The organism is Gemella sp. GH3 (assembly GCF_013415425.1).
GTDB lineage: Bacteria > Bacillota > Bacilli > Staphylococcales > Gemellaceae > Gemelliphila.
Genome location: NZ_JACBYC010000128.1, coordinates 1 through 20,737, shown reverse-complemented (window position 1 = coordinate 20,737; position 20,737 = coordinate 1). Strand labels below are relative to the sequence as shown.

Annotated in this window: 20 protein-coding genes; all 20 read left to right on the top strand. The window is 26.9% G+C overall.

Going from position 1 to position 20,737, the window contains the following annotated elements; genetic code table 11:
* The first annotated feature begins 175 nt into the window (after positions 1 to 175).
* The 20 genes from guaA (at position 176) to HZY83_RS05370 (ending at position 20,664) form a co-directional block, all read left to right on the top strand.
* On the top strand, positions 176 to 1,708 hold the full coding sequence (gene guaA / locus HZY83_RS05460) for a glutamine-hydrolyzing GMP synthase (RefSeq protein ID WP_370520050.1): 1,533 nt from the start codon (positions 176 to 178) through the stop codon (positions 1,706 to 1,708).
* A gap of 508 nt (positions 1,709 to 2,216) precedes the next feature.
* Positions 2,217 to 2,663 carry an ORF6N domain-containing protein gene (locus HZY83_RS08270; RefSeq protein WP_218925350.1) on the top strand — a complete coding sequence of 149 codons (447 nt, stop codon included), beginning with the start codon at positions 2,217 to 2,219 and terminating at the stop codon, positions 2,661 to 2,663.
* 234 nt (positions 2,664 to 2,897) lie between these two features.
* Positions 2,898 to 3,026, top strand: coding sequence for a hypothetical protein (locus HZY83_RS08455; RefSeq protein ID WP_255460159.1), 129 nt, complete (start codon positions 2,898 to 2,900; stop codon positions 3,024 to 3,026).
* A gap of 3 nt (positions 3,027 to 3,029) precedes the next feature.
* Positions 3,030 to 4,724, top strand: a complete 1,695-nt coding sequence (locus HZY83_RS05450; RefSeq protein WP_179943053.1) for a site-specific DNA-methyltransferase — start codon at positions 3,030 to 3,032, stop codon at positions 4,722 to 4,724.
* A complete protein-coding gene (locus tag HZY83_RS05445) occupies positions 4,721 to 6,976 on the top strand; it encodes a DEAD/DEAH box helicase (RefSeq protein ID WP_179943052.1) in 2,256 nt (751 codons plus the stop codon). The genes HZY83_RS05450 and HZY83_RS05445 overlap by 4 nt, the downstream gene beginning before the upstream one ends.
* Before the next feature lie 15 nt (positions 6,977 to 6,991).
* Positions 6,992 to 8,575 (top strand): DUF262 domain-containing protein, encoded by a 1,584-nt coding sequence (locus tag HZY83_RS05440; protein ID WP_179943051.1) that lies wholly within the window; start codon positions 6,992 to 6,994, stop codon positions 8,573 to 8,575.
* A 494-nt stretch (positions 8,576 to 9,069) separates the two neighbouring features.
* On the top strand, positions 9,070 to 9,411 hold the full coding sequence (locus tag HZY83_RS05435; protein ID WP_179943050.1) for a hypothetical protein: 342 nt from the start codon (positions 9,070 to 9,072) through the stop codon (positions 9,409 to 9,411).
* Between the two features lie 413 nt (positions 9,412 to 9,824).
* Entirely contained in the window at positions 9,825 to 11,072 is a 1,248-nt protein-coding gene (locus tag HZY83_RS05430) for a replication initiation factor domain-containing protein (protein ID WP_179943049.1), read from the top strand.
* Between the two features lie 16 nt (positions 11,073 to 11,088).
* Positions 11,089 to 11,265 carry a hypothetical protein gene (locus HZY83_RS05425; protein ID WP_179943048.1) on the top strand — a complete coding sequence of 59 codons (177 nt, stop codon included), beginning with the start codon at positions 11,089 to 11,091 and terminating at the stop codon, positions 11,263 to 11,265.
* A 3-nt stretch (positions 11,266 to 11,268) separates the two neighbouring features.
* The gene (locus HZY83_RS05420) at positions 11,269 to 11,949 is read left to right on the top strand and encodes a hypothetical protein (protein WP_179943047.1); all 681 of its coding nucleotides are present in this window, start codon (positions 11,269 to 11,271) and stop codon (positions 11,947 to 11,949) included.
* Between the two features lie 22 nt (positions 11,950 to 11,971).
* A complete protein-coding gene (locus HZY83_RS05415; RefSeq protein WP_179943046.1) occupies positions 11,972 to 13,435 on the top strand; it encodes a hypothetical protein in 1,464 nt (487 codons plus the stop codon).
* Between the two features lie 53 nt (positions 13,436 to 13,488).
* A complete protein-coding gene (locus HZY83_RS05410) occupies positions 13,489 to 15,186 on the top strand; it encodes a MucBP domain-containing protein (RefSeq protein WP_179943045.1) in 1,698 nt (565 codons plus the stop codon).
* 187 nt (positions 15,187 to 15,373) lie between these two features.
* A complete protein-coding gene (locus tag HZY83_RS05405; protein WP_179943044.1) occupies positions 15,374 to 15,655 on the top strand; it encodes a hypothetical protein in 282 nt (93 codons plus the stop codon).
* A 20-nt stretch (positions 15,656 to 15,675) separates the two neighbouring features.
* Positions 15,676 to 15,954, top strand: a complete 279-nt coding sequence (locus HZY83_RS05400; protein WP_179943043.1) for a hypothetical protein — start codon at positions 15,676 to 15,678, stop codon at positions 15,952 to 15,954.
* A gap of 25 nt (positions 15,955 to 15,979) precedes the next feature.
* The gene (locus HZY83_RS05395; protein WP_179943042.1) at positions 15,980 to 16,156 is read left to right on the top strand and encodes a hypothetical protein; all 177 of its coding nucleotides are present in this window, start codon (positions 15,980 to 15,982) and stop codon (positions 16,154 to 16,156) included.
* A gap of 2 nt (positions 16,157 to 16,158) precedes the next feature.
* On the top strand, positions 16,159 to 16,539 hold the full coding sequence (locus HZY83_RS05390; RefSeq protein ID WP_179943041.1) for a single-stranded DNA-binding protein: 381 nt from the start codon (positions 16,159 to 16,161) through the stop codon (positions 16,537 to 16,539).
* A 12-nt stretch (positions 16,540 to 16,551) separates the two neighbouring features.
* Positions 16,552 to 17,520, top strand: coding sequence for a conjugal transfer protein (locus tag HZY83_RS05385; RefSeq protein WP_179943040.1), 969 nt, complete (start codon positions 16,552 to 16,554; stop codon positions 17,518 to 17,520).
* Between the two features lie 13 nt (positions 17,521 to 17,533).
* Positions 17,534 to 17,776, top strand: coding sequence for a TcpD family membrane protein (locus HZY83_RS05380; RefSeq protein ID WP_179943039.1), 243 nt, complete (start codon positions 17,534 to 17,536; stop codon positions 17,774 to 17,776).
* Positions 17,776 to 18,138 carry a TcpE family conjugal transfer membrane protein gene (locus HZY83_RS08605; protein WP_179943038.1) on the top strand — a complete coding sequence of 121 codons (363 nt, stop codon included), beginning with the start codon at positions 17,776 to 17,778 and terminating at the stop codon, positions 18,136 to 18,138. Before HZY83_RS05380 ends, HZY83_RS08605 begins: the two co-directional genes overlap by 1 nt.
* A gap of 21 nt (positions 18,139 to 18,159) precedes the next feature.
* A complete protein-coding gene (locus HZY83_RS05370; RefSeq protein ID WP_179943037.1) occupies positions 18,160 to 20,664 on the top strand; it encodes an ATP-binding protein in 2,505 nt (834 codons plus the stop codon).
* Positions 20,665 to 20,737 lie beyond the last annotated feature (73 nt).

Sequence of the window (20,737 nt, the reverse complement as noted above, 5' to 3'; positions counted from 1 at the left end):
TTTAAGTTAATATATTTTAGTTTATTAGGTTATTGTTTTTATACCTTATTATTGATATAATATTAAGGTAATAATTATGGATTATAAGAGTTCTAATTAATAATACATATTTGTAATTAGAAATTTCTTTGATTTGATAATTTTAAAATTCTATTGAAAATTTAGGAGGATCTACGTGAAACGTGAATTTATTTTAGTTCTTGACTTTGGTAGTCAGTATAATCAACTTATAACAAGACGTGTTAGGGAGTTAGGTGTTTATTCTGAGCTACACGATAATGATATATCTATAGAAAAAATTAAAGAGATGAATCCGAAGGGAATAATCTTGTCTGGTGGACCTAATTCTGTTTATGAAGAAAATTCGATGACAGTAGATGATGGGATATTTGAATTAGGAATACCAGTATTGGGTATTTGCTATGGTATGCAGCTTATGCAACATAAGTTAGGTGGTAAAGTAGAATCTGCAACTACTAGAGAGTATGGAACTCAACCGATAAATGTTGATAATGGAGCAACTTTATTTAAAGGTACCCCATTAACGCAAGATGTATTAATGAGTCACTCAGATAAAGTTGTTAGTTTAGCAGAAGGATTTAGAATTGTAGCTAATAGCGAAAATTGTCCAATAGCGGCAGCAGAAGATGTTTCACGTAATTTTTATTGTTTCCAATTTCACCCAGAAGTAAATCATTCAGTATACGGTAATAATTTGTTAGAAAACTTTGTAAGAGAAGTTTGTGGATGTACTGACTCTTGGACTATGCAAAGTTTTATTGATGAAAATATAGAGAAAATTCAAAAGCAAGTAGGAAGTGATAAAGTATTATGTGCTTTATCTGGTGGTGTAGATTCATCAGTAGTAGCAGCATTATTACATAAAGCTATTGGAGATCAGTTAATTTGTATGTTTGTCGACCACGGTTTACTTAGAAAAGGTGAAGCGGAAGGAGTAATGGAAACTTTCGGAGAAAAATTTGATATGAATCTTATTAAAGTTGATGCAAAAGAAAGATTTATGTCTAAATTAAAAGGAGTTTCTGATCCAGAGAAAAAACGTAAAATTATTGGAAATGAATTTGTCTATGTCTTTGATGAAGAATGTGCTAAGTTAGATGATGTTCCATGGTTAGCACAAGGTACTCTTTATACTGACGTTATAGAATCAGGAACAAAAAACGCACAAACAATCAAATCTCATCACAACGTTGGTGGATTACCTGAAGATATGAAGTTTGAGCTTATTGAACCTTTGAATACATTATTTAAAGATGAAGTTCGTGCGTTAGGAGAAGCTCTAGGACTACCAAGAGAAATAGTATGGCGTCAACCATTCCCAGGTCCTGGACTAGGTATTCGTGTACTGGGAGAAGTTACAGAAGAAAAATTACAAATAGTACGTGAGAGTGACTTTATCCTAAGAGAAGTTATAGCTCAAAAAGGTTTAGAGAATGAAGTTTGGCAATATTTTACAGCAGTTCCAGATATTCGTTCTGTAGGTGTTATGGGAGATGTTCGTACTTACGATTATACAGTTGTTGTACGTGCAGTAACTAGTATAGACGGAATGACTGCAAGTTGGGCAAAAATACCATTTGAAGTTCTTGAAGAAATATCAGCAAGAATAGTAAACGAAGTTGCACACGTTAATAGAGTAGTCTATGACATAACATCTAAGCCACCAAGCACGATTGAGTGGGAATAAAATAACAAGATAGCTTAAACCAAGAAACATCGATACAACTAAATTTTAGAAATTATATTTACTAAAAACAACTAAAGATATTTTGGATTGTTTCCAAATTGTCTCCAAAAAACCCCACCAAAATTTTCAGTGGGGTTTAGTTTTGCAATGAAATTTAAAGAACTATCACATAGTTTTAAAAAATTAAAATAGTATTTTTAATAAATTTAATATAATAAAGTCAAATTGGCTTGAATATATATAATAGGATAAAAAGATTATTGAAAGAGAAAGCTGGAATTGCCTCAGGTACAGTTGCAAAAATGGGGCGAGGAGAACTTGTAAGTATGGAAATACTTTATAGAATTGGAAAATAATTAGATGTAGATTTTGGAGATATGGTAAACATAGTGAAATAAATTTAAGTTTTTGTGATAAGAGGTTTTTTATGGCAGATAATTTGAATATTGTTGTTTCAGATGTTGTTGATATAAGAGATATGATTTATACATTTAGAGGAAAATAAATTATGGTTGATAGTGATTTGGCTGCGTTATATCAGGTTACTACTGGTAATTTAAATAAATCTATGAAAAGAAATATTTCTAGGTTTCCAGAGAGTTTTTGTTTTCAATTAACAGAATATGAATATCAAAACTTTAGCTTCCAAAATGGAACCTCAAGGTTAAGTAACTATGGTAGTAGAATATATATTCCATATGTATTTACAGAACAAGGTATTGCTATGCTTTCAGCTGTATTAAAAAGTTATATTGCTGTTGAAGTGATTATAAAAATTATGAATAGTTTTGTGGAAATGAGAAAGTTTTTATTATCTAATCAAGATATGTTTGAAGGGCTTAATCAAGTAGAACTAAAACAACTGGAAACTGATAAAAAATTAGAAAAAGTATTTAATTATATTTTGGCTAACACAAAAGTGAAGCAGAAAATATTTTTTGGTGCTCAAATATAATACGCATTTAGTTTTATTGTGGAAATTATAGGGAAAGCAAAAAAAGAAATTATCTTAATTGACAACTATGTAGATATAAATACATTAAACATTCTATGAAAGAAAAATAAAAATGTAAAAATTAAAATTTATACTTATTGAAAAGGAAAACTAACAACAAAATACATTAATAAATTTAATGCACAATATGAAGAATTAACCGTAAAAACAAATGAAGATTTTCACGATAAATTTTTGATATTAGACAGAGAAGAAGTTTATCACATAGGATCATCAATAAAAGAAGCAGGAAAGAAAAGTTTTGAAATCACAAAAATAGAAGATAAAGACTTAATAGAAAGTTTGTTAAAAATAGTGAGGTAAAACATGGCAAATATATCACGGCAAAAAAGACAAAAAATGCTGGAGTTTTTAAATAAATTAAAGCAAGAACACCAAGATGATGATAGTCTAAGAGCTTTAGGAGAAATTGAAACGGCATTAAACGAAAAGAAATACGGTTTGGTGTGGGAAAGACATATAGAAAAAGTAGATGAAATGTTAGAACACAACATACCTGTATTTTGTGAAGAGGAAGATAAAAAGATAGTAGCTGATGAAAATGACGGCTATAATTTTTTGTTAGAGGGAGATAATCTACATTCCTTAAAACTTCTTGAGAAAACACATAAGGGAAAAATTGATGTTATCTATATTGATCCACCGTATAACACAGGAAATAAAGACTTTATTTACAACGATAGTTTTGTAGATAAAAAAGATGGCTATTCACACAGTAAATGGCTTTCTTTTATGTCTGAAAGGCTAGAAATTTCAAGAGGACTTTTAAGTGATGAAGGAGTTATATTTATAAGTATTGATGACAACGAGCAAGCACAGTTGAAATTGCTTTGTGATGAAGTACTTGGAAGTGAAAATTTTATTGCTAGTATAACAAGAAACACTAATAGTTCAAAAAATCAAAGTCTATATATTTCAGTAAGCCATGAGTATTGTTTAGTATATTCAAAAAATAATGTAGCACTAAGCATAAAATATTCGGAGAATAAATGGGAAGTTGATAAAAATAATATAGAGGAATATAAAAAAAGAGTTTCAAAATTACAAAAAATGGGACTTAGTAATGATGAAATAACCGCAGAATTAAAAGAATTAACAAATTATCCGAGATTTATAGACTTTACAAATTATTGGTATATAGATGAAAGAGGAGTATATAGAAAAGGCGATTTAGGAGGAGTGAAAAATGGAAATATGACCCCTATGGTTAATCCTCTAACCAATAAAGAAGACCCTATTCCTCCTGGAGGTTTTAGGTATAAAACTGAAAAAATATTAGAACTTATCAAAGAAAATAGAATACATTTTCATGATGATGGTAGTCTACCAACAATAAAAAGATATTTAGAAGAAAATTCAAAACAGAGACCAAAGTCAATTATGAGTGATGATCAAAGACCTGATTATAAACTTTTAAAGGATATGGGAATTAATTTTGATAACCCTAAACAAATGAGTTTTATGACTAGAATACTTAGTATTTTTGACAAAAATACAAAAATTCTTGATTTCTTCGCAGGCTCTGGAACAACAGGACACGCAGTTATGCAACTCAATAAAGAAGACGGTGGAAACAGAAAATACATTCTTTGTACTAATAATGAAAACAAAATTTGTGAAGAAGTTACTTATCAAAGGTTAAAAAACATTCAAGATGACTTACCACATAATTTAAAATATTTCAAAACAGATTTTATTTCTAAGTATGAAAGTGATGAAGATGAAGAAACTATTTCTGAAAAGATGTTAGAACATATTAAAGAATTAATTGAACTGGAACACCATATTGAAATAGATAACGAAAAATATATTACTTTAGATGATGAAGACGAATTGGAAAGTATTGTGGAAAATATAAAAGAGGATGGAAAATTATTTATTACTTCTGGAATATTCTTATCAAGAACACATCAAAGAATACTAGATGATAAAAATGTAACTGTAGTAGATATTCCTGAATATTACTACAGAAGTGAACTTAAGGAGGTTGGAGAGCTATGATTGGATTAAAATTAAAAAACTTTCAAGAAAAAGCAGTAGATTTTCTTTTTGAAAAAACTACAAATATTAACTCTAAACCTAAAATTATTATGCAAAGTCCAACAGGAAGCGGTAAAACAATTATCTTAGTTGCATATATTGAAAAATATTTAGATTATCATGAAGAAGATATTATTTGCTGGTTTTGCCCTGGTAAAGGAGAACTGGAAGAACAATCAAAAGAAAAAATGAATCGTTTTGCACCAAGTTTAAAAACAGGTTCTCTGTTTGATATTTTATGTAATGGATTTATATCTGGAACAACTTACTTTATCAACTGGGAAACAATTACCAAAAAAGATAATACTGCCATAAGAGATAGTGAAAGAAAAAATCTTTTTGAAAGAATTTCTGAAGCACATAGAAAAGGAAAAAAATTTATTATTATCATTGATGAAGAACATCAAAATAATACATCAAAAGCAGATGATATTATTTCTAGTATCAATGCAAAATATGAAATTAGAGTATCTGCAACACCTAATAAAAGAGTTGTAGGAGAATTTCACGAAATACCAGAAGTTGATGTTATTAATGAGGAATTAATTACAAGATTTATGTATATCAATAAAGGACTTGAATCAGTGAGTGTATTAAGTCCCAAAAATGAAGCTGAGATTTTACTTAAAAAAGCAGATGAAGTAAGAAAAGAAATTGCACATGCTTATATGGACGAAAAAGAAGAAGTTAAACCTCTTGTGTTAGTTCAATTTCCTAATCTAAATGATGAACTCATTGAATTTGTTGAAAATAAATTAAATAGTATGGGATATAGTTATGAAAATAAACTACTTGCTTCATGGTTTAGTGCTGAAAATAAAGAAGATAAAGCCAGAAAATCTAAAAAAATAGGTAAAATAAATATAGGAACAACAGATGAAGATAGTATTACAAAAGCTAATGCGACACCTGTATTTTTACTTTTTAAACAAGCACTAGCTACTGGATGGGATTGCCCTCGTGCTAAAATTCTTGTTAAACTTCGAGAAAATATGAGTGATACATTTGAAATTCAAACACTAGGTAGACTTAGAAGAATGCCTAAAGCAAAACACTACGGTAAAGATATACTGGATTGTTCATATCTGTATACTTTTGATGAGAAATACAAATTAGATGTTATTAAAGCAGGTAGTGGTTTTGAAACACAAAGACTATTTTTAAAAGATGAAGCTAAAGCTATCAAACTTAAAAAAGAGTTAAGAAATAAAGATGGTAACTATGTAGATGAACAATTAATGCGTAATCGTATTTATGAATTTTTCAAAGAGAGATATTCACTAGATGGCGTCAAACAAAATAATAGAATCAGGCTTGAAAATGCTGGATTTATTTTAGGTACAACATTAAAAAGAAGCTATTTGACTGGCAAGTATTCCACACTAATGCAAATAAATGAAGAACACGCTCAGTATGGTGTTATGGGTATGGAAGTCAATACGCACATTCATGGTATTGATCGTCAACACTGTGTTGATGCTATTAAAAAACATATTGGACTTAGTTATGATAAAACACATCAAATACTTAAAACTCTATTCTTAAAGGGTTTTGGCAATAAGAGATATAAATTACTTAATCTAAATTTAAGAGAATTTTATGCTTTTATTATTAATAACGTTGATAAATTGAAAAAAGATTTTATTGAATTTTCTGGCAAAAAGTATGAGCAACAAACATTTTTAGAAAATAGGGTAGAAGATTTTTCAATTCCACTAGAAGAACATTATCGTTACGTACCATTTGAACCTAATGTTAGAAATTTAGAATCAAATGTTTATAAAGAGTACAACACTTCTATGATTACAGATGATTTTCGTTCCACATCAGAAAGATTATTTGAAAAATATTGTGATAAAAATCCGAATGTGAAATATGTGTATAAAAATGGAGATAGTGGACAACAATACTTATCATTAGTTTATGGAACAAATTTTGACAAACAACGATTATTCTATCCCGATTATATTATTCAATTACAGGATGATTCAATCTGGTTAATTGAAACCAAGGGTGGAGAGAAAAACGGACAAAGTAAAAATATCGATGTTCAAATTGAAAACAAATTTGAAGCCTTTAAAGAATTTGCCACTAAACATGGATATAATTTTGGCTTTGTAAGAGATAGAAATGATGAATTGTATCTCAATAATACTTATTATGTAGAAAATATGAGAGATAGTAGTTGGATTTTACTTGAAGAAGTATTTTAGAGAAGGAGTTAACATATGGCATTTACAACAGAAAATAGAAAAGTTAGTGATATATTTCAACGTTCTGCAATATATAAAGTTCCAAGGTATCAAAGAGATTATGTTTGGAAAGAAGTAAATTGGAAGGAACTCTGGATAGATCTTCAGTTTACATTGGAAAATGAAAATGAAATACAATGGTCGCACTTTCTTGGTACTATAGTTCTCAATAAATATAATAATAGTGAAAGTGGATTGGAAGTATATGAGATAATTGATGGTCAACAAAGATTGTTAACTCTTTATATTTTAATGATTGTAATATATAAAAATTTTAAGAATCAATCAGAAAATGAAGAGGCAAATATAAATAACTATATTTATAATACTTTCCTAACATCATTAACAAAAGAGTCTGTAAAGAAAATCGTGATAGATAATGAACTTTATAATACAGATATAAAAGAAATGATTGACGCTGCAACAAATAATAAAATGCTTTCTAAAGAAAATAAGTTATATAATGTGTTTTCATATTTTGATTTCAATTTTAGAGGTAAAGATTACACATATCTTGATAAATTTTTAAATAAACTTTTGTCTGTTAACATAGTCGAAATAACCTCAGATGAAGATGAAGAAATTTATAATATTTTTGAAGTTCTTAATGCCAGAGGTCAAAAATTAAAGCAAATTGAACTACTGAAAAATCATATTATGAAATATGTACAACCTAGAGATATTGAGTTTATAGATCAAGCAAAGGTTAAATGGAGGAATATACAAAATAATATTGAGCATTTGAGTGATCCGGATATTATTATTCAACATTTTGCAAAGTGTTATATAGAGAAAAATGCTGAGAACAGAAATTCAATATATAGATTAATAAAAGAAGAAATAAAAATTGATGATTTAAGTTCATTCTTAGATGCTTTTAAATCTTTTTCTGTTGTGTACAAAGAAATATCTAATAAGGATACAAAAGATAGTGTTATAAGATATTTTTATATTAAAGGAAATCAACAAATTAGATCATTGCTTTGTGCTATTTATGTTTTAAATTCAAAAGGAATAATAAGTGATGATGTAAAAGAAAAAGCACTATTACAACTTAGGAATTTTTTCTTTATATTTAATACAACACAGCAAACTAGTAATAGAACAGATAAAATTATTAGCTCTATTTCTTTTGACATTTATCATTGTCAAAATGAGAATGAATTTAAGATGTTATTTTCTAAGTTTTTGTATGAATTAGAAGGATATATTTCAAATAAAGATTACAAATTAATGTTTGAAACAAATCAATCTTTCAAATATTCAAATAAAGATAAAACATTAAAAAGAAATTCTCGTTTAGTTAAATATATATTAGAACTAATTTGTGATATAGAGCAGCATGATACCAAGTTGGATTATAACACTTTAACAATTGAACATTTGGTATCAGATGATGGAAGTATGAATAATGCTTCGATTTGGAATTTAACGTTAACAAGTGAAGATATTAATTCGGAAAAATTAAAAAATAAATCATTAAATGACAAGATCAAAATTCTTAATGAAAATTCTTCAATAAGGTTGAATTTAGAATTGGAAATAATATTCGTGATATGATATTTAATGTAAAGGGTAAAATCTTTATGTTAAATATTTTTTTATTTTAATCGCTAAATAGCAAATACATTAGTCTACAAAAAAAGTCCACTAATAAAAAGTGAACTTAAAAATGATTTGTGGAAAGTAAATTTATATATTATAAAAAACATATTATAAACTCTGGGCAGGGTTAATAAGATTTAGTTTTAAATAATCTATAAAAGTACTGCTGTATTCATACAATTAAATATATGAATATAATTAATGATAACATTAATTATAAGGTAATGCAAGTAATACCTTTATAAAACTTGTAGACGTGTTGTAACGCTGGCTCCAATTTTGCTATTTTGTGGGTTGAAAAGTCTTAAAATGCTTATAATTTGTCGGAGTCAATATTTTCGAAATCTGTTAAAAATCTATATTTAAACAAAAGGGATAATAATTTATCTCTTTTTTATTTTTAAAAAAATATAATAGTAATATTTAATAATTGAAAGGAAATAGAAAAAATGAAAATAGAAAGATTAATAATTGATACAAATAAAACATTAGGTAAGTTAGTTTACTTACGTTCTAAATCACGTGAGCTTTATGAAAATGGAGTAAAAACAAATCGTTTTGCATACGATATAGTTCTTTTATCTGATAAGCTAAAAGGGGAAGTTGTAATTTCAAAATTCCCTAAAGATTTAGACTTACCATATATGACAGAAATAGAATTAATAGGAGAAGTAGAGGTTAAATCAACCGTCGCAGGTGCAGGAGAGTACAGAACTATAGCCCATACTTTAGTAGTTGAGGATATTAAAGTAAAAGGAAATGTTAGTCATCAAAAAGAAGATAAGAAATAGTACTTGAGAAATTTTAATTATTTTTGATAAAAAATAATAAAATTTTGAAAAGTCCACTAACTGCGAATTTATTTGAATTAGAAAGAAATATAAAACACAGTTAGTAGTGTCTATTTTGATTATAAAAAATTTAAAAAGTATACTACACAATTTTACAGATTATTTATTTTGAAGTTTATTAAAGATCATTATTATAGTGGTCTTTTTTTGCATTCAAGGGCGAAATTGCTGCAAGGGACTTTGCTAGCGTGCCGTTAAGGCAAAGCGTGGCAAAGTATACTTGCTGCAATGGCAGGGGCTTGCCCCTGCATAAAACCCCCAACTAACTAATAAGGGGGGTTAGATATAAAAATGACAAAGTAAAGAAGTTTAGGAAAGTCTTGGTATAGATGACTTTATAAAGGTTTTTAAAAATGTCAAAACTAACAACTATAAAAGAATGTTTGATATATTCTAATTTTATAGATAAGCCTATTTCAGAAAGCACTATAAGAAGATTAATAAGTAGTAATGAAATAGTATCTATAAAAGAGAATAACAAAGTATTTATTGACAAATATTCATTTATTGAATATTTAGAAAATAAAAATATCAAGAAAGGAAAAAAATTTTATAAGAAAAAAGAAGAACGAAATATAAATGAAGAATTGTATATATCTTTAGACTGGTTTCAATGTACATTTTATGCGAAACAGAAAAATTATTTTAATATATCAGAATTAAAAAATATATTAATTGATTTACTTCATATAAAAGAAACGGATATTGAACAACAAGACAAAAAATATAACAGTTATCAAAAAGTATTAGAGTATAGCGGTATATTGTTAATGTACGGAGATGAAACATATAATCATTGTAACTTACAGATTAAGGGAGAGGGTTGTAGAGTTTTATACAAAAGATTAAAAGAAAAAGGCGAAAATTGGTACACTTTTTTAGAAAAAATATACCAAAGAAAAGGCAAAATAACAAGAATGGATATTGCGATTGATGATTATGAGCCAATATTCGAGTTAGGAGAACTTGAGGAAAAATTGTTAAAACGAGAGTTTACAAGTAAATTCAAAAATTTTAAATATTTAAAAGATGATAAGTTAGGCGAAAATATGGGAATGACAATATATTTAGGGTCTAATACATCAAATTTGTATTTTAGATTTTATAAAAAAGGTGCTGAGATAGAGGCTAAAAGTGGAGATAAGAGCATAAATTATAATAGATATGAAATAGTATTAAAAGATGAGAAAGCAAATTCAGTACTAAAAAAAATACATTTAGGAGAAAGACTTGAAAATATAGGTATATCACTTATTAACAAATATCTTATTGTTTATGAAGATGATAAATTAGAGGACTTATGGAGTAAATGGAACAATTTAGTTTTAGGGTCAAAAAATTTCAATTTTGATATTCCAACAAAAGAAAAAAGTATAGAACGTACAAAAAGTTGGTTAAAAACTCAAGTATCAACTGCTTTAGATAAGGTTATGATTGCCGATGAAAAAGCCAAAAAAAATAATCTTTTACCTGAAAATTACAATACATTAGATGATATACTTTCATATTCTAACCTTAAGAATAATGATAAAGAAAAAGAAGAAATAGATAGATATATTAAATCAAAAGAAACAATAAAGAAAGAAACAGATCTATTTTAGAAAATAAGGTGATAAATTGCAATTAGGACAAGCTAGAGCAACAAACAGCATAAAATATCAAAATATATATACTAATATGATTATTACAGAATTAATGAGTAATATTGAAAAGAAAACATATCCTAACTATAAAATGAAACAAGAGCATTTAAAAGCCTTGAATACTATATACAATGATTTAAGGAGAATTTAGAAAATGAAAAACAAGAAAAAACTAATAACATCAGCGTTTTTCGCAACAGTGTTAATGGCAAGTGGTAATTCTGCTTTGGCAAGCGAAGAAACACCAAAAGAAGAACAGCCACCAATAATTGATGATAAACCGATAGTTCCCGAAACACCAAAAGAAGAGCCAAAAATAGAAGATGAAAACAAGGAAGAAAATAAAGAAGAAAATCGACCACCTATAGTTGATGATAATAAAGAATTACCAAAAGAAGATGAAAAAGAAGTACCACCAATAATTGATGATAACAAAGAAAATCCTAAAGATGAACAGCCAAAAGAAGAAGATAAAAAGGAAGAAAACAAAGAAGAAAATAAAGATACAAAAGAAGATAAAGAATTAGAAAATAAAAAAGATGATATTATAAATAATAACACTGACAATACTACAAAAAAAGAATTTGATAAAATAGTAGATAATTCAACAAAAGAAGATTTAAAAAAAATAATAGAAAACACACCAAAAATTGAAGAAAGTAAAAAACAACAATTATATCAAACACTTTCAAATGCAAAAACAGATGAAGAATTAGAAGAAGTAAAAAAACTTACAAAAACGGGACTAGAAACTAATCAATCAATTATATACAGTGTACTGTCATTAATCGGAGCAATTTTATTAAAAATTAAAACAAGAAAAAAAACACAATAAAATATAAAAAGGAGTGACAAATATGAAAAAAAGAAACAAGCTAATAACATCAACATTTTTTGCAACAGTTCTTTTTGCAACTGGAAATTCAGCATTTGCAGAAGAATTACCAAAAGAAGAACAACCAAAAACAGAAGTTGTAACAAATAACAAAAAAACAGAAGCAAATGTAATTACTACAATTACAAATCAAAAATTATTAAATGAATATTTAGAAAGAACAGGACAAGATTTTTCGGGAGATATATTAACGTTTAAGCCAACAGAAAATATATCATTCCCTAAAAACACATACACAGTAACGAACGGGCATTTTATTTTAAACTTCCCAAAAGGAGCAACTGATGGTTACGATTTAAATTTTAATGGCTCTACATTTCTTTTAGGGAAAAATGGTTATATGCTTTTAAATGTTGAAGATAAACAAGGAACAAAAGAAGACCCACGTGTAATAGAAAATTATAACGTAGTAGGAAGTGTGACAGAAGAAACTCAACAAGACGGCTCTTACAAGTCAAATTGGAGAGGTAGATTTAAAGGTAACTTTGTAGGGAGTGAGAATGTAACAATAAAAAATGCACATTTTAGTAACGCACATCATAGCGACGACCATATATTTGATTTAATGGGAGTAAATAATGTAGAAATAGACGGAATAGAAAGTGCAGGATATGGTGGAGAAAATTTCACACAAGAAATTTTGAAAAAAAGATATAAGAAAAATAACCATTCTGTATATTCGGAAGTAATACAAATAGACGGAATACTACGAGGAGCATTAGGCGATCCTAATGCACTACCAAACGGCTCATTATTCAAAAACTATAATGAAAAGATTAATAATAAATCAAGTAAAAATGTAACAATAAAAAATTCTAAATTCACTGATTTTAAAGGTTTAAATGGACAATCTCTTATTGATGGAACAGAAGAAGAAACAGTTAGAAGATACGGTGGAACTTTAGGAAGCCATACAACTGGAAGTACAGGTTATGAGAATATAATTATTGAGAATAATGAATTCATTAACACTATTCACGTTGATGGAGTAGAAGACCCATTCATTAGACCAATACATATTTTAGCTGGTATAAGTAATGGAAAAGTTGTAAAAGAAGATGATTATATACGTAGTACAACAAAAAATATTATTGTTAGAAATAATAAAATAAGCTTAGGGGATAATAGAGTTTATTTAGATGAGAGAGATGGAGTTATTGATAACAAATCACATTATATAACTTGGGATAAAACGCAAGAAAATAACATATTATCCGAGCAAGAACAACAAGCAAAAGAAATCAAAAATGAAACTACAGATAATAAATTAGAATATACAAAATTAAGTAATGAACAATTACAAAATGAAAAAGAAACAAACAAATTAACAAATACAGGTTTAAAAAATAATAGTATCGTAGCATTAGGAATGTCAATAATAAGTGGTATTCTTATTTTTTTAGGCTTAAAAAAGAAAAATATATAATTTAATATAAAATTTAATAAAAAAAACTTTAAAACTGAAAGGAAATAAAAAAAATGACAAAAACAATCGAAAAATACAGTATAAAAAAATTAACAGTAGGAGTATTATCATTAGGAATAGGAATGTTTGTATTGCCAGCATTAAGTGGAGAGGCACACGCTGCAGACACACCACAAAACATTAGTTCAGAAGTAAAACCAGCAAACGAACAACAAGCAAAAGAAGTCGCAAATGAGAGTACGGCAACAATTACTCCTAAATTAAATGATAAAGGTAATTTAAATTATCAAGTTAACAAATTTAGTTATGAAGTAACTACAAAACTAACAGAGCCAGCTAAAGCAGGAAATTACGTTGAATATAGATTTGAAAACCTACCGACACTACCAAACAAGTTACAAGTAAAATCAGGAAATACAGTTATCGGTAATGTAAAAGTATTAGAAGATACAAACGCTATTAAACGTGCTAATGATAATGTTCAGGAAGAAAAATTTGAAGGAAATCATTCAAAAGTTAGAGTAATATTTAATAAAGCAGTAGAAGAATTAGAGAATATAGTATATAAATTTAGCTTAGACAACGCACAAATGCAGACACCGAACACAATAGAGGATAAGAATTTAACATCAAAAATAACACAAGGGAATAACACACTTGCAGAAGTTACGAAACTTGTAGAAAAAGGAGAAGTAAAAAACTTTCCAAAAACAGAGGCTGCAATGTCGTATAATACAGTAAATGTAAAAGATAATGAATTTGTAAATCCTGAATTAAGATTAGTTCTTACAAACTCAAGCAATACACCAGCTAAAAAAGATGACTTATTCACGTACACTCTATCAGACAATACGGGAATTTCATTTGATGTAGAGAAAATAAAAGAATTATATTCAGGAAAAACAATAACTACAAGAGACCATAGCCATATGTATGCAGATTCTACTGCTAATAAGTACGGAGTAGTAACATTAGAAAGATATGTTGATGAACTTGAATTAGTAGAAGTTACTCCAAAATCAATAAAATTAAAAGTTAAAAAAGATTTTGAAACAGTAGATAGAGGGAAAACAATCAATCAATACTTCCCATATTTAATAACAGATAATAGTTCTAATACTATTGATGCTAAAAACAAAAAAATATTATTACCAAATATGAAATTGGAATATAACTCAGCAAATGGAAATGTGAATAATGTAAAAGTTGAAAATCATAGTATAGATATTCAGGGGGTAAATGTAAATGCGAGTGGAATAAAAGTGCCTAAAGCTTCTGTTATTGTAAAATATGTAGATGAATTAGGAAAAGAAATTTCAAATACAGAAACAATTTTAAAACAAGAAAAATACGGTACTTCTTATGAAGTAAAACCGAAAAATATTGAAAATTATACTTATAAAGAATTAGGTAAAAACTCTGCAGGGTTAAAAGGAATTGTATTAAAAGAAGACCAAACTATAGTATTAGTCTATACTAAAAAAGAAGAGCCTAAGGAAGAGCCAAAAGTAGAAATACCAAAAGTTGAGCCTAAGGAAGAACCAAAAGTAGAAATACCAAAAGTTGAGCCTAAGGAAGAACCTAAAGCAGAAAAACCAAAAGTAAAAGAAAAAACAAAACAATTACCTAAAACATCTGCAGTAAAAGAAACACCAAAAGAAGAAAATCAAAATCTTGTAGGATATATACTTTCATTGTTAATGGTAGTATTCGTAGGAGTTATTGGAATTTTTAAAAAGAAAAATAGTTAAAAGGAGTTAAAAATGAACGCAGTTTTAACAATATCTTTGACAGTATTTTCACTAGTAGCAATATTAAGCCTACTAGTAATGATGAAAATATCTTCTGAATGCAGCAGATACGAAGAAAAGGAAAACATATAGAAAAGCACCAAAGGAGGCTTTAAGCCTCCTTTATTAATAATAAGGAAGATAGGAAATGAAAAAAAGGCAAAAAGAACAATTTTTGTCAGATTTTAGAAAATATAGAGATAAGTGTAACGAAGAAGCAATCAAAAAAGGCTTAAAACAACACAATGGCAATAAATATTATATATCAATTATAATGATAGATTTAAAACCACATATAGTAGTATCAGGCACAAATGAACAGTGCAACGAATTTGTGTTACTAGGATATTTTTACGATTACAGAGACGCATACAACGCAACAAAGAAATACGAACAGTCAATATTAAAATTATATAAAGATGAAAATTAAAAAATAAGTGAGTGAAGAAAATGGGAGAAAAAAGTTATTTACAATTACAAAATGAAAAAGAAAACTTAATATTAAAAATAAAAAAATTTATAAAAACAAACAATAAAAACATAGAAAATCAGGACATAAAATTTTACTTATACATAGATGAAGATATTTTAAAAGTGGCAAGAATAAAAAAAGATAAATATATATTAAATAGATTTGGATATTTTAATAATTTAGAAATTGCACAAAAGGCAGTTTGTAAGTTTGAAAAGGATATATTAGAAATTAATAAGTATGGCTTATGGGCTTAAATAAATAAAAAAAGGGGGAGATATAATGGAACAATTTAGAAAAGACTTAGATAAATATACAAGTGCTTTAACAGAAATAAATGAAGAATTGCAAGTTGAAGAAAATTTATTTGAAATAGCAAGTTTAGTAGATGAAGTTGAAATTTGTGCAAATAAAATATTAGAATCAATAAATAAAAACTTAAAAAAAGGGAGTGAATAAAAATGAATACAATCAGCATATGTGGAAGACTTACAAAACCAATTGAATTAAAACAACAAAAAAACGGAGCGTACTATACTAAAATAACAGTCGCAAGTAATTATTATCAAAGTAAAGAAGTAAAAACATCATTTATTAACGTAACAGTATTCGGACAAAAAGCAAGTTATTTACACGAAAAATTAAAAGATAAAGGTAGAGTATATATTCAAGGTATCTTACAAACAAGCAGCTATGAAGATAAGCAAGGTAACAAAAAATATTCATTCGATGTACTAGCTAATGAAATACAAGTAATAGATTATAAAGAAACTAAAAATGAAAACAACACAGAACAGAATGTAGATTTGCCACAAGATTTTGTATACCCCGAAGAATATTAAAAGGTAGAACATATGAAAAAATTAATTTATAAAATTAAAGCATTTTTCATTGGAGAAAATAAAGAATACAAAAAAGAAAGAAAATTATTTCAAAAAGAAAACTTTAGAACGATAGACAAAGCCAAAAGAAGAAATAAACTAATAATAACAATGGTATGGACTATTATTATCTTAATACTAACATCAAGTATATTTCTTATAGTAAAAAAAGGTGTAGACAGAATTAAATTAAATAATACTGCAGAAGATGTGAAACAAATAAAAAGTGAGATTGAAACAAGTAATATTTACAATTCAAAAATGGATAATTTCGCAAAAAACTTTACAACAATTTACATAAATTATAATAACGAAAAAGAAAAAGAACGCAAGGAACAATTAGAAAATTATTATTTAAAAAACTTAAAAGATAACGTAGAAACAAAATCAAGTAAATTAAAAAGAGAATTAACATCAATAAGACTATATTCTACAGAGAAAATGGATAATGAAAACTATCTATATACATATCTTATAAGTTATAGTTTAACAGAAGAAGACATAAAGAAAACAAGGCAAGAATTAATCAATATTCCAATAAAAGTAATAGATAATAACTACTCTGTAAGTAACTATCCTTATTTTTCAAATGTTCCAAAAGATAAATCGAATGGAACATACGAAGAAAAAGAAATAAAATTTGAGAAAGAAAAAGATAAAAGAGAAGAATTAGAAAGCTTTACAAAAGATTTCTTTAAAAAATATGTAAGCTATACTGAGGATGAAATAAAGTATTTAATGAAAACTCCTGAAGTAATCACTGGAAAAGAATTATCTAATATAAACAAAATAGATGTTTATAACAATGATAATAATTATATAGTATATACAGAATTGAGTTTAGTTGATAAAGATATAAAACTATCAACATTAGAAAAATTTACATTAACAATAACAAAAAAAGACGGAAAATATTTCGTTGAGAAATTAGAACATAAATAGAAAGGATATGAAAATGGAAAAATTATTTTTATTAAATATGATAAGTTTAAAACCTCTTTTAGATAGATTCGCAATAGAAGCAACATATGCAACATTGTTGGTAGCTGGGGTTGTTATAATAATTGGTTTAGCGAAAAGTTCTGTTAAAATTATTATTGGGGCAATTTTAGTAGGATCATTATTAATTTATTTTTTTGGAAACCCACAAGCTGCATTAACAAGTGTTTCAGAGATTTTTAGGTTGATATTCACATAATGAAAGATTTATATAACTATACAAAAGCTTGGAGAAGTCCCCACAAACTTTATAACTTCAAAAATTGGATAAAATTTAGAAATGGTATAAAATTTCTTACAATAGCTATATTCATATTATTATGTATTATATTTTATTTTATTAATAATATAATACATTTTACAAAATATATAGGATTAACTTATTGGTCATTACCTATAATACTTACTTATTATATCGCAACAAGAAATGTTGACGGTAAAAACTCTATAATATTTCTATATGATTATATAGTGTGGAAGTATAGTGTTGTATATAAAAATAGAGTTTATAGTTACGATAAAGAAGTTTTATATATTAAGAAAAATAATAGATTTATATAAAGGCAAAAGAAAGGAGAATAGATGTTAAAATTTCCATTAAAAAGAACATATAAAAATATACTTTTAACTAAGAATGGTACAATTTACGCTTATTATAAAATAACTCCTGAAATAATATCACGTGCTAATTTGCTTGAACAAGAAAAGTATAAAAAGAAATTCTATAATGTACTTGACAATTTAGTCAAATACAAAGATGTACATTTACAAATGTTACCTAAAAATATGAACTTAGAAGAACGATTTGAAGACTTAGAAAATGATTTTGATAAAAGATTTTATAACTGTGCAAAATATTATAGCACTGAAACAATTAACATATTAAAGTCTGAATTAGGAACAATTGCAAGATATGAATTCTATATAGGTATAAGACTTGACGGTATTTCTATAAATTCAGAAAATATGAAAGATACCGTAAAAAATACAGTAGGAAAGACTACAGATATACTAGCTAATCTATTAGGATATGAAATAGAAGTAACAGACGAGTATTTTTATAGATTTATGCAAGCTGAAAAATATTTATATAATGATTTAGAAATATTGAATGTAGAAAGATGTACAGAAAATGAATTAAATTACTTAATAAGATATAACTTTTTAGGTAATTTAGTACACAACATAGAAGAAGAAAGTACAAAAAGGGGTAGTTTTGAAATATCAAATGCCATATTGGATAGTAGGGAAAAAGGTATATTAAAAATAGATACAGAAGATAATACAATATATAAAAGCTATCTAGTCTTAGAAAGTACAAATATACTTATGAACAATTTACATATCTTTGAAAGACTACAAAGCTTTCCATTTCCTTTAGAAATAAATTTAAAATTGAAGGCAGTTGATAAAACAATGTTTAATTTTAAACTATCAAATAAAAATAAAAAACAAGAAAATGAAATTCAAGATGAGTTTCAAGGCAAAGGAAAACTAAATGATGAAAGTTTAAGAAATAGATATTTGATTGATAGATTAGATAGCGAAGAACAAGCAGGAAAGAATTTTATTGAATGGCTTTTAGTAATAAGTTTAAGTTCTACAGACAAAGAAGATTTAAAAAAACAGATTTCAATGTTAAAACAAGAAATAAAAATGACCAATAGTGGTAGAGAAAAAGGGAATAATTTAGTTTGTCCAATTGCTGACCAATTACAATTATTCTATTTATTTTTACAAGGTCAAGAACTAGGATTATATAAGAATTGGTTACAATTAAGTACAACAGAATCATTAGCAGAGCTACTTTTTGGAGTAACGCAAAGATTAGGTACTAATATAGGGTTTTATATAGGAAGAATAGATAAGTTTTTAAAATCAAATACATTACAAAGTGCTATATACAATTCAAGAGATATAGTATTATTCCACCCTATGCTTGCCAATCAAGGAATAAAAACAGCCGGAACAGATAGTCCACATATAGCAGTAACGGGAAAGACAGGTAAAGGAAAAAGCTTTTTAGCTAAATTATTATACATATATTCTTTAATGCTTAATATAAAAACATTGTATTTTGACCCTAAAAGTGAAATGAAAGATTGGTTTAGTAAAGTGGCAGAAGATGAATACAACAAAAAGAATTATCCTTTATTTGTAGATTTATTAAACAGTATAAACTATTTAACAATAGATTATACAAAAGAAGAAAACTATGGAATATTAGATCCTATCACATTTCTAAATGGAGATGAAGCAAAAGAACTTACGAAGGAAATGTTTTTTGAAATTATAGATGTAAGAAACAGACTAGAAATAGAAACAGCAATACTAGAAACAGTAAGAAATGTGGTTGATAGAAAAGAATCAGGAGAAATAGTAGGAAGTTTGCACGTTATAGAAGAACTACAAAAACACGAAAAAGAAGAAGTTAGAAACGCAGGTAATAATTTATATGAAAAAACACAAAACGGAATGCTTAAATTATTAGTATATGACGGAAGTAATAGTACTATATCACTTAACAATAAAAGTACAGTTCTGCAAGTGTATGGATTAGATTTACCAGAAGCAACAGATAGTGTAGATACGTATACAGATACGCAAAAGAAATCATTACTTGTTATGCAGATAATTGGAAAGTTTATGGGAATATTTGGAAGTGATAAAAACGAAAAAACAATGATATACATAGATGAGGCTTGGAGTTTTAACGTAACAAAAATAGGTAGAGCAATAAAAAAACAACTAGAGCGTATCGGAAGAAGTATGAATAACGCATTAATATTCATAACTCAACTTGTGGGAGATATAAAAGACGAGCAAGGTATCGCAGGTAATTATGGTTGTATATTTGCCTTTGATGAAGACCAAGACAGAGATAATATTTTACAGCTTTTAGGACTAGAAAGTAACTATATAAATTATAAAATATTATCAAATACAGTAAAAGGACAATGTTTATTTAGAGACTTTTACGGGAGAGTATCAAAGCTATCTGTACATTGCTTATTTGATGAATGGACACAGTCATTTAAAACAGTAGAGAAAACAGAAGTCGCAAAAGCAGAAGAAAGGTTTAATTAATATGAACAAAATAGAAAAACTAATAAAAAGACCTTTTGCTTATAAGATAGATAAAAATGATGAAAGAATATTT

What these genes read in the sequence shown, in the direction of transcription:
- HZY83_RS05390 (WP_179943041.1), top strand. Translation starts at nt 16,159, where the DNA reads ATGAATACAATCAGCATATGTGGAAGACTTACAAAACCAATTGAATTA.
- HZY83_RS05405 (WP_179943044.1), top strand. Translation starts at nt 15,374, where the DNA reads ATGAAAAAAAGGCAAAAAGAACAATTTTTGTCAGATTTTAGAAAATAT.
- HZY83_RS08605 (WP_179943038.1), top strand. Translation starts at nt 17,776, where the DNA reads ATGAAAGATTTATATAACTATACAAAAGCTTGGAGAAGTCCCCACAAA.
- HZY83_RS05420 (WP_179943047.1), top strand. Translation starts at nt 11,269, where the DNA reads ATGAAAAACAAGAAAAAACTAATAACATCAGCGTTTTTCGCAACAGTG.
- HZY83_RS05430 (WP_179943049.1), top strand. Translation starts at nt 9,825, where the DNA reads ATGTCAAAACTAACAACTATAAAAGAATGTTTGATATATTCTAATTTT.
- HZY83_RS05380 (WP_179943039.1), top strand. Translation starts at nt 17,534, where the DNA reads ATGGAAAAATTATTTTTATTAAATATGATAAGTTTAAAACCTCTTTTA.
- HZY83_RS05395 (WP_179943042.1), top strand. Translation starts at nt 15,980, where the DNA reads ATGGAACAATTTAGAAAAGACTTAGATAAATATACAAGTGCTTTAACA.
- HZY83_RS05370 (WP_179943037.1), top strand. Translation starts at nt 18,160, where the DNA reads ATGTTAAAATTTCCATTAAAAAGAACATATAAAAATATACTTTTAACT.
- HZY83_RS05440 (WP_179943051.1), top strand. Translation starts at nt 6,992, where the DNA reads ATGGCATTTACAACAGAAAATAGAAAAGTTAGTGATATATTTCAACGT.
- HZY83_RS05410 (WP_179943045.1), top strand. Translation starts at nt 13,489, where the DNA reads ATGACAAAAACAATCGAAAAATACAGTATAAAAAAATTAACAGTAGGA.
- HZY83_RS08270 (WP_218925350.1), top strand. Translation starts at nt 2,217, where the DNA reads ATGGTTGATAGTGATTTGGCTGCGTTATATCAGGTTACTACTGGTAAT.
- HZY83_RS05435 (WP_179943050.1), top strand. Translation starts at nt 9,070, where the DNA reads ATGAAAATAGAAAGATTAATAATTGATACAAATAAAACATTAGGTAAG.
- HZY83_RS05445 (WP_179943052.1), top strand. Translation starts at nt 4,721, where the DNA reads ATGATTGGATTAAAATTAAAAAACTTTCAAGAAAAAGCAGTAGATTTT.
- HZY83_RS05450 (WP_179943053.1), top strand. Translation starts at nt 3,030, where the DNA reads ATGGCAAATATATCACGGCAAAAAAGACAAAAAATGCTGGAGTTTTTA.
- HZY83_RS05415 (WP_179943046.1), top strand. Translation starts at nt 11,972, where the DNA reads ATGAAAAAAAGAAACAAGCTAATAACATCAACATTTTTTGCAACAGTT.
- HZY83_RS05400 (WP_179943043.1), top strand. Translation starts at nt 15,676, where the DNA reads ATGGGAGAAAAAAGTTATTTACAATTACAAAATGAAAAAGAAAACTTA.
- HZY83_RS05385 (WP_179943040.1), top strand. Translation starts at nt 16,552, where the DNA reads ATGAAAAAATTAATTTATAAAATTAAAGCATTTTTCATTGGAGAAAAT.